Genomic DNA, 12,319 nt, shown 5'->3' on the forward strand with positions numbered 1-12,319 from the left:
AAAAGAGTTGAAAAGTCGAAAGGTCGAAAAGTCGAAAAGTCGAAAAGTAACATAGAACAGATTAGACTTAGAATTTGATAATTGTGTTTTGTTGTTATTTTTGTGTTTCAATTAAATCAATAAGCCATGTTAAGAGGTTCTTTCAGTCATTATTCTTCATTTTCTCAGTTGCTACTGAGCTTATTACTTGTGTTAGGATCTTTCATGCTGACGATGTTTGCAGGTACTTTGCTGGCTTTGATCATTTTCGATATCAATATCTTTACCGATACCCAAAGCCTGGATATTCATAGCGACGCGCTTAATATCTCAGTAATGAAATTTTATCAATCGGTATACTCGATTGGAATGTTTATTATTCCTCCATTTATTTTTGCATTCCTCGTAAACAAGGACATTTTAAAATCTTTGTTTTTAGATAAAGCAGCGAAACTGCCCACTGCGCTTCTGGCTACCTTCATTATCATTGTATCCTTGCCCATGATTAATATGCTGGCGCAGATTAATTCTTACTTGAGTTTGCCAGAATTTATGTCTGGTATCGAAACCTGGATGAAAAATAGCGAAGAGCAAGCAAAGGTGGTTACCGAAAAATTCCTGGTCATGAATTCTGTTTCAGATTTGTTGGTTAACCTTGTTGTGATTGCTTTGATTCCGGCAATTGGCGAAGAACTACTTTTTAGAGGTGTTTTGCAAGGTATTTTTGGAAAGCTAACCAAGAACATTCACTGGGGAATTATTATCACAGCTTTCTTATTTGCAGCCTTGCATATGCAATTTTATGGATTACTTCCGCGAATGGCAATGGGTATTCTTTTCGGATATTTATTGATTTGGTCGAGAAGTTTGTGGGTGCCAATTATCGCCCATCTGGCAAACAACGGGATGGCTGTTATTACCAAATACTATATCGATAAGGGAGAGATTTCAAAAGAGATGGAAACCATAGGAGCCAATGAAAATTATTGGTTCGTAGGCATCCTTTCAACGGTATTTGTTCTGCTCCTGTTAAGCTTCTTCCGACTGATCTGCAAAAGGCAGGCTTAATGAAGCTTTTTCTGCTTTTTTAAGCTGTTCCAGTTTTTCTCGTTCACCTTTTCGCCAGATGTAAACAATTCCATAGCCTGAACATTTTTCACGCTTTTCTTCATCGCCAAGCGATTCAAACTTCTTCTCAACCTCGTTCCAAAGTTCCAGAATAAGCTTGTCGGCATCTTCTCTGAACTCGGCAACTTTTTCGGAGAAACGCTGTGTATTGTTTTGCAAGGTTTTCTGGTAATTAAAAGCTTGTTTAAAGTTTTCACAATTTACTCGAACCAATGCAATGGAGGGACTATAAATCGGATTGCCACCCATCCTGGTTCTTTCCTGTTCGCCTTTTACCAGTTTCTCGCCCCATTCAATAACTTTCGAATCTTTCAACAAAGAAGGTGTGGCTTTTGAGCTTTTTTTAATGCCATAAAATTCACGAACATCTTCCTTCATTTCTCCGCGGATGATGCAAAAATTCAGAACCTGTATAAAATGAGAGACATACAAACGGGCTTTTCTCAGTTTCTCGTTGTATTCCTTACTTCTGCTCGATTGCTGACTTAGTGCCTGTCGATGATTTCGAATGGCCAATTCATAATGTGGCAGGAATGTTTCTATTCTTTGGTACAATGAGTAGGAGTAAGCCAAATCGAAACGATTCACTCTCATACTGATACTAAGAGCGGCTTTTAGAGCACGTACACGTGCCGAGTCGGTATTCGGAAGTCTACGGTAAGGCATTAATTAATCTGGTTTTAGCAATAATGGTATAGTGATATGCGAATATAATAAAATTATAGCTTTCTATTTTACCATTCGCATGTTGATTCTGAGGAAATTTGTGTAAGTCTGTAGAACAATTCTACACTTTTTGTCCAAAAAGTTCCACAATTGGTATTTTTTTTCATTCAAATAATAAAATGGTTCGTTTGTAACATTTTTCATAACCTTTACGTTTACAGGGTGTTAATAAATATTTGAAATTGGGTAGGGTAAACGCATTCGATTTCGGTATTTAAATTGTAATAGTTACAAAGTGAAATTTTAAACAGAATTTTTAATCAAACGTGGATGTAAAAATTAATCGAAAATTTACATTGTTTACGATTATCAACTAAAATTTAAGAATATGAAAAGAAACATTGTTGCCGTAGGAATGTTGTTGGCTTTTTCAGCTGCACTTTGGAGTTGTTCAAGTTCTGATGACAAAACTCCAGAACAGGATCAAACATTGGAGCAAAATCTGACTACCGAAACACAATCATTAGCAGCTGCTGTTGATGAAATTACATCTTCTGAGGGTTATGGACTAATCACTATGAGTGAGTCTACCAAAGAAGGAGATGGAGAAGAAACAGATGAAAGATTTTCGTATGATCACAGCATTACTCTTGAAGACATTAAGGGTGTGTACGATTATATCCTTCCCGTAACAGAGGAAGCAACCGAAACCAAAGGTTGGTATTGGAATAGTGCTTTCGAAAGAGTGGACGATAGCGACTTTTTTGAGATTAACCTTCCACAGGAAAAAGCGACACGACCTTGGAAATTGTATGTTGAAGAAGATGGAGACGAAGAATTGGATAACGATTTTAATGTAACTGCTTCTCAATACAACATGTCAACAGTGATGAGTAATGAAGGTTATGAATTCGATTACTTGCTGGATGCTGATATCACCATTGAAGAAGTAGAAGCTGGTGAAATCTTTGTTGATTGGAACATGAGTATGTCTACTGAAATGAGCTTTGAATATGTTTCTGAGTTTGGTTTCGCAAATGGTTACTCTGTAGGTCACGAATACATGTTTGGAGAATCTTTTGACTTCGCGTACAACCTGAAGAAAGATGATGAAGTTCTATTCATGGAGGAAGTTGAATACACTCCTGGAAATGAAGAAACAGATGCCGAATATGAGTATGCTCTTACAATTGGTAACATTAAAATTGTAAAGAATTCTTCAAGCGATGAGTACATGGTTTATCGCGATGACATTTTGGAAGAAGGTGCCATTATTACACTTATTGAAGATGATACCAAGGAAGGTGACGACGAAGGCAACGAAGATGAATCAGACAACGCATTCTGTCGTGGCGGTTTCGATATCAAAATTACCTTTACTGATGGTACTGAGGTAATCCTTTCTGAATTAATCGGAGAAGAAACTTTAGAGCAACTTGACGAAATCTTTAGCTCGATGCACGATATGTACTTTGTAAATAAATTGGTTGACAAGGTAGCAAGAGAAGCCTATCAGATGAATATGCAGCAAGATGCTGGGGAATAATTTCAGCTGAAAAAAATACAGATTTAAAATCCGGCCATTAGGTCGGATTTTTTTATGCATCTTTATTTCATCATGGAAGAAAAAAATTGGAATAAGAACATTGAATTTCTTTTTATTTGCCTGTTATTCTCATTTACTGCCCATTCGCAGAGTAAGGCGAATTGCATTGAAGAAGGTATCGCAAGTTACTACTCCAACTATTTTGAAGGTCGAAAAACAGCATCGGGTGAAATTTTTCGGCAAAATCAATTCACAGCTGCCCACCAAAGCCTTCCTTTTGGAACCTGGATAAAAGTAATCAATCTGCAAAACAAACGCTCTGTAATCGTCTGTATTAACGATAGAGGACCATTTGTTCGCGGTAGAATTACCGATTTGTCCAAATCGGCCGCTAAAGAACTAGGCGAGCTTAGTAATGGATTATTTAAGGTTTGCATACAAAAATACGAAAAGACCAAGCCACTTGTTTTACCTCCTAAAATTGAAAAAGAGGAACTATTATGGATTCGTCGCTAAAAGAAAAGATGAACACCACCACCTATTGTTTGAACTTCCAAATCGTAAAATTGGCCATTGGGCGAGTTTCCCTTAAAGGATTCAAAAAGCAGAAGTAGTTTTCGGTTGGCAAACTTGTTGCTTTTTATCTGGAAACCGGCTCGAATTGAATAATTGTTATTCCAATCTGTTTCTTCAAATTGCTGGAAATCGAATGCAATTAATGGATACACTTTTCCAAAAATTGCCCCTGGGCTAATTAATTCTGCACCAGCTTGCCAACTCTTTTCCTTTAGGTCGGGTTTACTTTTGATAATTCTGCCTCCACCACCATAAACCCTAAGTGCTTTACCAACATCCAATGAGAGTAACACATCAATACCTTCATAGGACAGATCGACTCTCTCAGGTCGATTTCGCAGTAGAAATTCATCGCCCAAATGAGAACTTTGGTGATATATTTTGGCTCGCATGGAAAATGCCCCATAACGCAAACTAATGGGAATTCCTACAATAAAATCGGAGTTAATTAAATCGTCGGAAGGTGCATCGAGATCAAAAATTGAAAAAACACCAGCTTCGAGTCCCAATTGCCAGGTACCACCTAAAGCATTCCAGCCCCAAATTGCAAAACTGCTGCCCAGGTTTACTGCTGCAATACTTCTATCTTTTCCGTTTTCCTTAAATGTTTGAATCGAGGCAGAGAAATGTGGCGATCTTGGATCTGCCAATAGTGGTTCGAAGATTTCTTCGCCTGGAAGAAAGCCAACTAATTTATGCTCGATACTGTATTGAGCTTTAAGAGTAGGTAAATTGCCGAAAAATATCCCTGTAAAAATAAGAATGATTAAGCTCCCCTGAATTTTGTGTAATGTTCCCCTCATATCCTTCTCCTTTAACTGTTATTACTGTAATTCTGGTAGTTAATAAAATAAAGGATATCCTTGCGATAGTCAATATGCTAAGGACTAATGCCTGTTAATTGTAACTGTGGAGGAAAAATTAAAAATAATGGATTTGATTATTTTGAGTAATGAAGTGCTCTTTTTCTTCCGTGAGTATTCAATTATTATTGATTTGTATATCAGGAGTCAATTTGATAAGAATGACCGACTCTATCATTCTGGAATTGTGAAGGTTAACCATTATTAAACAGAATTGCACAAAAAAAGAGCGTTGCCCTTAGGCAACGCTCTGGATATTTGGATTTCAGTCTAATTAATCCTTGATTTTTGCTGCTAAGAACTCACGGTTCAAACGAGCGATGTTTGCAATCGAAATTCCTTTAGGACATTCCACCTCACAAGCACCAGTATTGGTACAGTTACCAAAACCTAGCTCATCCATTTTCGCTACCATGTTTTTCGCACGACGAGAAGCTTCAACACGACCTTGTGGCAATTTAGCCAGGTGAGAAACTTTTGCTGAAACGAACAACATTGCTGAAGAGTTCTTACAAGTTGCAACACAAGCTCCACAACCGATACAAGCAGCAGCATCCATTGCTTCTTCTGCATCATCCTGTGAAATTGGAATTGCATTACCATCAGGTACACCACCAGTGTTTACAGAAATGTAACCACCTGCTTGCAATACTTTTTCAAAAGCAGTACGGTCAACAATCAAGTCTTTGATTACTGGGAAAGCACCTGCTCTCCAAGGTTCAATTGTGATTGTTTCGCCTTCTTTGAACTTACGCATGTGCAACTGACATGTAGTAATATCATCATCTGGTCCATGAGCACGTCCGTTGATAAACAAGCTACACATACCGCAAATACCTTCACGACAGTCGTGATCGAATGCGATTGGCTCTTGTCCATCGTTAATCAATTGCTCATTCAAAATGTCCAACATTTCAAGGAAAGATGTTCCTCCCGAAATGTCATTGATTTTGTAAGTTTCAAACTTACCTGCAGTTTTAGCGTTTTTCTGACGCCAAACTTTTATTGTTAAATTTTTAATTATCTTATCTGCCATGGCTTACTTGTATGAACGTTGTGTCAATTTTACTTCTTCGAAAACTAACTCTTCCTTGTGCAATACAGGCTCTTGATTCTCACCTTTGTATTCCCAAGCTGAAACGTAAGTAAAGTTTTCATCATCACGTTTTGCTTCGCCTTCTTCCGTTACTGATTCTTCACGATAGTGACCACCACAAGATTCGTTACGATTCAAAGCATCACGAGCCATCAAATCACCTAATTCAAGGAAATCAGCAACACGACCAGCTTTTTCAAGTTCGATATTCATTGCATCGAAATCACCAGGGATACGAACATCATTGTAGAAGTCTTCCTTGATTTTAGCAATCTCAGCAATTGCAAATTTCAAACCTTCTTCGTTACGAGCCATACCTACGTAGTCCCACATGATATTACCTAAACGCTTGTGGAATGAATCAACAGATTTGTTACCCTTCACGTTGAATAGCTTCTGTAGACGCTCGTTAACAGCTTTCTCTTTCTTATCAAATTCAGGGTGATTTACATCGATACGTGGAGTCTGAATTTCGTCAGCTAGGTAATCACCAATTGTATATGGCAATACGAAGTAACCATCAGCCAAACCTTGCATCAAAGCAGAAGCACCAAGACGGTTACCACCATGATCAGAGAAGTTAGCTTCACCAATTGCATACAAACCAGGAACGGTTGTCATCAAGTTGTAATCAACCCAAGTTCCACCCATTGAATAGTGAATTGCAGGATAGATCTGCATTGGCTCATTGTAAGGATCTACATCAGTAATCTTTTCGTACATCTGGAATAAGTTTCCATAACGAGCTTCGATTACATCCTGTCCTAATCTTTCGATTGAGTATTTAAAGTCAAGGTAAACTGCCTTACCTTCAGCGTTTACACCGAAGCCTGCATCACAACGCTCTTTGGCAGCACGAGATGCTACATCACGAGGTACCAAGTTACCATATGATGGGTATCTTCTTTCCAAATAGAAATCACGATCTTCATCAGCGATATCATTTGGTCCCATTTTACCTTCTTGCAATTTAATTGCATCTTCCTTCTTTTTTGGAACCCATACACGTCCGTCGTTACGTAACGACTCAGACATCAAAGTCAACTTAGACTGCTGCTCACCGTGAACAGGAATACAAGTTGGGTGAATTTGAACGAAACAAGGGTTTCCAAAGAATGCACCGTTTTTGTATGCTTGCCATGCAGCACCACCGTTACATCCCATAGCATTAGTTGAAAGGAAGAATACGTTACCGTAACCACCAGAAGCAATTACAACAGCGTGAGCTCCATGACGCTCTACTTCACCTGTAACAAGGTTACGAGTGATGATACCACGAGCTTTTCCATCAACTGTTACAATATCAAGCATTTCGTTACGCTCATGCATTTCGATCTTACCTTGTCCGATCATGCGGTTCATAGAAGCGTAACAACCTAATAATAGCTGCTGTCCGGTTTGACCACGAGCGTAGAATGTACGGCTTACCAATACACCACCGAATGAACGGTTAGATAAAGTTCCACCATACTCACGTGCAAATGGTACACCTTGAGCAACACATTGGTCGATGATGTCACCACTTACCTCAGCCAAACGGTATACGTTTGCCTCACGAGCACGGTAGTCACCACCTTTAATTGTATCATAGAACAAACGATAAATAGAGTCATTATCGTTCTGATAGTTCTTCGCAGCGTTAATACCACCCTGAGCAGCAATAGAGTGAGCTCTACGGCCTGAATCCTGGTAGCAAAATGCCTTTACGTTGTATCCCATTTCTGCCAAAGAAGCGGCAGCAGATCCACCAGCCAAGCCGGTTCCTACAACGATAATATCTAATTTTCTCTTATTCGCAGGACTAACTACTTTAATAGCAGCTTTGTGTTTTGACCACTTTTCTGCTAATGGTCCGGCTGGAATTTTTGAATTTAATACTGTCATAACCGTTTAAAAATTAACAATTAAGCAAAAAAGTGTAAGTACAAAGGAATAATGGTAAATCCACCAGCAATAAAAATTGCGTAGATGTAACCAGCTCTTTCCAGGCGAGCTCTCCAAATATTATTACTCATTCCGATAGATTGGAATGATGACCAGAATCCATGCGCCAGGTGTAATCCCAATAAGATTGCACCAACTACATAAATACAAGTGTAAACAATTCCAAATGTACCAGTTGTGAAAAGTGCTTTAACTAAAGCTGCTCCATCATGGATTTCAACACCATCAACCATTTTCATAGGTACCTCTCCTGTAATCTGCATAGGAACAAAGAAATGCATCAAGTGCATTACAATGAAAACCAATACCAAACCACCTAAAACGAACATGTTTCTTGAAGACCATGTACTGCTGTTACCCAAGTTCTGCGAAGCATACTTTTGAGGACGAGCTTTCTGGTTTTGCAATGTCAAAATGATTGCATAGATGATGTGCACGATAAAACCACCAAATAAAACTGGCTGTAAACCAAAGCGGATTACCGGCATTGCCATAAAGTGTGCTCCTGCATTAAATAACTCTCCTGTGCTATCAAACATCAAGAAGGAGTTCAAGATCAAGTGCACCAATAAAAATAGTACAAGGAAAAGGCCTGACAAACTCATTATCAACTTTTTCCCAATAGATGAACTTAAAAAACTGCTCATAAGTTTAAAGATTTAATTAGACTGTTTATTATAAGCTTTTACTATAATTCCTTGCAAATGTAGACGCTCCCCTTGGCCGAAACAATATTTAGGAACATATACAATTTATTTAGATTGATTCTAGAACAATCCTATGGTTCAGATTTTTAGAAAATTAGAAGTATAAAACTAGTTATAATTCTAGCTATAAACCAATTAAGGAATAATTTCTGTAATGTATTTTTTTAAAACGATGCAATTTATTAAATATTTGTATGTTATAGAACAAGCTTTTTTGATATTCTGGTAATTTAGAATTTCATAAAAACCTGAAAGGAATTGTTTTATCGGATAAGAGTGCAATAGGCTCTTAGGCTGTGTGTTAATGTTTATAAAATTAAAATTGGATATGGATCAGTATTTAGAACTGGAAAATTATCGTTTACGATACAGAGATCTTGGTAAGGGAAATACGGTTGTACTTCTTCATGGTTATCTTGAATCAATTGAAACTTTTGAAACTTTTGCCAATGATCTTTCTCGCCTGGCCAGGGTAATTACAGTCGATTTGCCTGGACATGGAGATTCCGAACTCAAATGTGATTCATGCAGTATTGATCAAATGGCAGAGGCCGTGAACCATCTGGCCGAACATTTAAAGCTAAAGAAAATTAATATAATTGGTCATTCTATGGGCGGATATGTTGCATTAGCTTTCGCTGATTTGTTTGGAGAGAAACTGGAAAGTTTTTGCCTTTTTCATTCTACTCCTAATCCGGATACCGATGAGAAGAGAAACAACCGCAAGAAAGAAATTGAATTGGTAAAAAGTGGCAAGAAAGAACTGATTTGTAAAACAAGCATTCCCAATACCTTTTCCAATAACAACCTAAAAAAGTATGCACACGAAATAGAGAGAATTACAAAAATTGCGTGTAATACTCCCGATAAAGGAATTATCGCAGCCTTAGAAGCCATGATGAATCGTCCAGATAGAAATCATGTTGTAAAAGCCTTGGATATGCCTAAGGTGAGTATTATGGGAAAGATGGATAATTTTATTCCTTTACAGGTGGCCGGACAAATTGCCAAAGAAAACAACCTAACGCCTTTTGTTTTACAAACATCAGGTCATATGGGATTTATAGAGCAAAGACAGGAATGTTTGCGTGAGGTCTTCCGAATTATTTACGAGTGTTAGGATCAAATATGATCTAATATCATATAAAATAAATCCCACAATGTGAATCATTGTGGGATTTGTTCTATGTGCGGTCTGCCTAACTAGTTTGCACCATAAAGCAGTTCATATTCTTTTTTACTGGCAGTAGCGTGCCATTTTGCGGGAACAACTTTCCAGTTGTTATCACATTCAATATCCACGTTTCCCTTTTCCTCAATCCATTTCATTAGGTAATAACGAAGATCTTTGGTTGTTGAATTAACCAATCGGGAGCTTAACTCCTCTTTTGTTAAACCTGCACCTTCGGTAAGGTGGTTTCCACCTCCATTACCGCGATAAGAATTTAAGGCAACTCTGTAGGTTTTATTTTCGTCGAATTTTTCGCCCGAACTCATTCCCGAAATCGTGATTCGTTCACCATATGGTTTCGAAATGTCAACCGTATAATCAATTCCTTCTGCCGAATCGTAATTGAAAAACATGGTGGTTAGTCTACTGCCATGATCTGTAGTGGAAATGTACAACATCGGATCATTTGCCGAATTCATTTGCTGGAACCAATCCCTGTAGCTGAATTCAAGAAAATCTTTAATTTCTTTACCTGTTAGATTCATGGTGTACAGCAAGTTTTCGAATCGATACAACTTGAATAAATCTCTTACTTGTAATTCGCCCGAATCGATGCTTGCATTAAAGGATAGGGGAGCAGCAAATGAAATTTCTGCATCTGCTAAATCCATTTGAATGTTCTGTATTAAATCGATAAAAGGAGAATCGCCAAACATGGCATCTTTGGTTGAAATGCTCTTTTTAAAGCTGCCCACTTCTCTGGAAACATAGGCTTCTACCTCTTTAAACTTAGGTGTAAAATGATCAACATATTCTTTCGATTTTTCGATATTGGCAATCTTCACCAATTTTGGTTTTAGTTTTTTATCGTAGGTATTTTTCTCGCTGTTCCAGCTTAATTCTACAGCCACTTCTGCAAGATATTTAGCCCTGCTTTTTGGGTTGATCACCAATACTTTTTCCTTTTCTGTATTTTCGAACCAGGAAATTTGCTCATGATGGTCATGACCACAAATTACCATATCGAAACCAGGAACCTGTTTTGCCACCAGAATTGAGCCATTTTCATGACTGAATTCATACTCATCTTCGCGGCCAGCACCTGAATGAAACAAACCAATTACAAAATCGGGCTGCTCTTTTTCCTGAATGATTTCCATCCATTTTTTGGCTGATTTTACCATTGGTTCAAAGTGCATTCCCGACCATATTTTTTCAGGCAGCCACTTTGGAATGGCAGGAGTTATTAAACCCATTACGGCGATTTTAACACCCTGTTTTTCGATGATGGTATAAGGCTGGAAATAAGGGTTCCCATCGGAGTTTCGAACCGCATTGGCAGCCAACCAGGGAAAGGCAAACTCCTTTACCAGTTTATCGTACACCTCATGACCAGGTTCAATATCGTGGTTTCCAACAGTACCGGCATCGTACTGCATAAAATTCATCACATCAGCACAGATGTGTTTGGTCTCGGTTTTCTCGAAGTTAGAATAGTATACCAAAGGATCTCCCTGAAGAATATCACCATTATCCAAAAGGATAACTTCGGCATCTTTTTTCTCCCTTTGTTTGGAAACATACTGGTGAACCTGCGCAAGAGAAGTTTCGGTTTCTCTGTCATTCACCAGGTCGTATGGAAACAATGCACCATGCACATCGCTGGTACCATATATTTTTAACTGTAATTGTTCTGCTTTTTTTGGTGCACATGCCGATACAATCAGCATGATGATCATTGCATAAAATATTGATTTTGACTTCATTTCTTTTGGCTTATTTTCTGATGTGTGATTTGAAAAAAGGACCATAAAGTTATAAAAAAGAACAATATCCTTATGCCAGGCATACTTTTTATCGAAAGAACACGCCCGAAGAGGTGTCTGGAGCATTGCTTCTGTTGCGTGCTTTCTTCAGTACTTCTTTTTTCTCATCGTCGTTGTAAAGCGACCAGTTACCGATTTCTTCAGTGGTTCTTTGGCATCCAAAGCATACGCCGTTACTGTCCTGGCGACAGATTTTAATACAAGGTGATTTGATTTGACTCATGATAGTGTTATTTAAAATGAATACAAATAAAAATGAAAAAGTCTTTTTTTCAAAATTATTAAAGGAGTTTATAAAAAGAAAAGCCCCGAATCTTTACCAGACCGGGACTTTTTCTAAATACTATTTTCTAAGCTAAATTTAATTTGAAAAAACTTTTTCTGTTTTGTTCATAACAAATGTAGTTTAGGATTATGCAAAATGCTTTGAACAAAAGTTAATGAAGCTTAAAAGTTGGAGTTTTGGTACTATTTTATATCACTCCTTCGCCTGTATGCACTTCCCCTAAAAGGGGAAGYMTAAATGTTTAATTTTGCGGAAAATTATGGGTTGTTTCCCTTGAAGGGAAACTGTCGAAAGACTAAAGGGTGGTTTTGTATCCATCGTTCCCGAAGTGGTGAAGACTGGTTTTGGAAACTTAAAAGACTTAAACAATTCATACCTCGGTGCTCTGCACCTAATTAAAAAGATTGGCCTATGTTTCTATCAATACTTCGCAGCTCTGCTGCTTTGCCAGGAAAGAGTTAAGGTGCGTAGCACCACAGTATTTATAGCAAGATGAAATGAATAGAAAAGAGGTACAGCGTACCGAAGGAT

General features: G+C 37.9%; 11 protein-coding genes. 4 read left to right on the top strand and 7 right to left on the bottom strand.

Annotation, left to right across the window (positions count from 1 at the left end; all coding sequences use genetic code 11):
* The first annotated feature begins 126 nt into the window (after window positions 1-126).
* Entirely contained in the window at window positions 127-1,047 is a 921-nt protein-coding gene (locus ELS83_RS19985) for a CPBP family intramembrane glutamic endopeptidase (RefSeq protein ID WP_171597319.1), read from the top strand.
* Here ELS83_RS19985 and ELS83_RS19990 read toward each other — a convergent pair.
* Window positions 1,009-1,773: a hypothetical protein gene (locus tag ELS83_RS19990; protein ID WP_171597320.1), complete on the bottom strand. Its 765-nt coding sequence runs from the start codon at window positions 1,771-1,773 to the stop codon at window positions 1,009-1,011. The two genes, ELS83_RS19985 and ELS83_RS19990, sit on opposite strands and share 39 nt — an antisense overlap.
* A gap of 388 nt (window positions 1,774-2,161) precedes the next feature.
* Between ELS83_RS19990 and ELS83_RS19995 the strand changes: the two genes are divergently transcribed.
* Complete coding sequence (locus tag ELS83_RS19995) at window positions 2,162-3,319, top strand: hypothetical protein (RefSeq protein ID WP_171597321.1); 1,158 nt, start codon at window positions 2,162-2,164, stop codon at window positions 3,317-3,319.
* A 72-nt stretch (window positions 3,320-3,391) separates the two neighbouring features.
* On the top strand, window positions 3,392-3,835 hold the full coding sequence (locus ELS83_RS20000; RefSeq protein ID WP_171597322.1) for a septal ring lytic transglycosylase RlpA family protein: 444 nt from the start codon (window positions 3,392-3,394) through the stop codon (window positions 3,833-3,835).
* On the opposite strand, the gene ELS83_RS20005 is transcribed toward ELS83_RS20000, so the two are convergent.
* The 4 genes from ELS83_RS20005 to ELS83_RS20020 form a co-directional block, all read right to left on the bottom strand.
* Window positions 3,832-4,698 carry a DUF1207 domain-containing protein gene (locus ELS83_RS20005; protein ID WP_171597323.1) on the bottom strand — a complete coding sequence of 289 codons (867 nt, stop codon included), beginning with the start codon at window positions 4,696-4,698 and terminating at the stop codon, window positions 3,832-3,834. The genes ELS83_RS20000 and ELS83_RS20005 overlap by 4 nt on opposite strands.
* A gap of 334 nt (window positions 4,699-5,032) precedes the next feature.
* Window positions 5,033-5,794, bottom strand: a complete 762-nt coding sequence (locus ELS83_RS20010; RefSeq protein WP_171597324.1) for a succinate dehydrogenase/fumarate reductase iron-sulfur subunit — start codon at window positions 5,792-5,794, stop codon at window positions 5,033-5,035.
* 3 nt (window positions 5,795-5,797) lie between these two features.
* Window positions 5,798-7,738, bottom strand: coding sequence for a fumarate reductase/succinate dehydrogenase flavoprotein subunit (locus ELS83_RS20015; RefSeq protein WP_171597325.1), 1,941 nt, complete (start codon window positions 7,736-7,738; stop codon window positions 5,798-5,800).
* 20 nt (window positions 7,739-7,758) lie between these two features.
* Entirely contained in the window at window positions 7,759-8,445 is a 687-nt protein-coding gene (locus ELS83_RS20020) for a succinate dehydrogenase cytochrome b subunit (protein WP_171597326.1), read from the bottom strand.
* A 388-nt stretch (window positions 8,446-8,833) separates the two neighbouring features.
* Here ELS83_RS20020 and ELS83_RS20025 point away from each other — a divergent pair, with 388 nt between their 5' ends.
* Window positions 8,834-9,625: an alpha/beta fold hydrolase gene (locus ELS83_RS20025; RefSeq protein WP_171597327.1), complete on the top strand. Its 792-nt coding sequence runs from the start codon at window positions 8,834-8,836 to the stop codon at window positions 9,623-9,625.
* An 83-nt stretch (window positions 9,626-9,708) separates the two neighbouring features.
* On the opposite strand, the gene ELS83_RS20030 is transcribed toward ELS83_RS20025, so the two are convergent.
* Together ELS83_RS20030 and ELS83_RS20035 are read right to left on the bottom strand one after the other, a co-directional pair.
* Window positions 9,709-11,442 (bottom strand): bifunctional metallophosphatase/5'-nucleotidase, encoded by a 1,734-nt coding sequence (locus ELS83_RS20030; protein ID WP_216616711.1) that lies wholly within the window; start codon window positions 11,440-11,442, stop codon window positions 9,709-9,711.
* 88 nt (window positions 11,443-11,530) lie between these two features.
* Window positions 11,531-11,725, bottom strand: coding sequence for a DUF1289 domain-containing protein (locus ELS83_RS20035; protein ID WP_171597328.1), 195 nt, complete (start codon window positions 11,723-11,725; stop codon window positions 11,531-11,533).
* Between the last annotated feature and the right edge of the window lie 594 nt (window positions 11,726-12,319).

This window comes from Marinifilum caeruleilacunae (assembly GCF_013141825.1).
Taxonomy (GTDB): Bacteria; Bacteroidota; Bacteroidia; order Bacteroidales; family Marinifilaceae; genus Marinifilum; species Marinifilum caeruleilacunae.

Coding starts and splice junctions, on each gene's coding strand:
- ELS83_RS19985 (WP_171597319.1), top strand. CDS start 127: ATGTTAAGAGGTTCTTTCAGTCATTATTCTTCATTTTCTCAGTTGCTA.
- ELS83_RS19990 (WP_171597320.1), bottom strand. CDS start 1,773: ATGCCTTACCGTAGACTTCCGAATACCGACTCGGCACGTGTACGTGCT.
- ELS83_RS19995 (WP_171597321.1), top strand. CDS start 2,162: ATGAAAAGAAACATTGTTGCCGTAGGAATGTTGTTGGCTTTTTCAGCT.
- ELS83_RS20000 (WP_171597322.1), top strand. CDS start 3,392: ATGGAAGAAAAAAATTGGAATAAGAACATTGAATTTCTTTTTATTTGC.
- ELS83_RS20005 (WP_171597323.1), bottom strand. CDS start 4,698: ATGAGGGGAACATTACACAAAATTCAGGGGAGCTTAATCATTCTTATT.
- ELS83_RS20010 (WP_171597324.1), bottom strand. CDS start 5,794: ATGGCAGATAAGATAATTAAAAATTTAACAATAAAAGTTTGGCGTCAG.
- ELS83_RS20015 (WP_171597325.1), bottom strand. CDS start 7,738: ATGACAGTATTAAATTCAAAAATTCCAGCCGGACCATTAGCAGAAAAG.
- ELS83_RS20020 (WP_171597326.1), bottom strand. CDS start 8,445: ATGAGCAGTTTTTTAAGTTCATCTATTGGGAAAAAGTTGATAATGAGT.
- ELS83_RS20025 (WP_171597327.1), top strand. CDS start 8,834: ATGGATCAGTATTTAGAACTGGAAAATTATCGTTTACGATACAGAGAT.
- ELS83_RS20030 (WP_216616711.1), bottom strand. CDS start 11,442: ATGAAGTCAAAATCAATATTTTATGCAATGATCATCATGCTGATTGTA.
- ELS83_RS20035 (WP_171597328.1), bottom strand. CDS start 11,725: ATGAGTCAAATCAAATCACCTTGTATTAAAATCTGTCGCCAGGACAGT.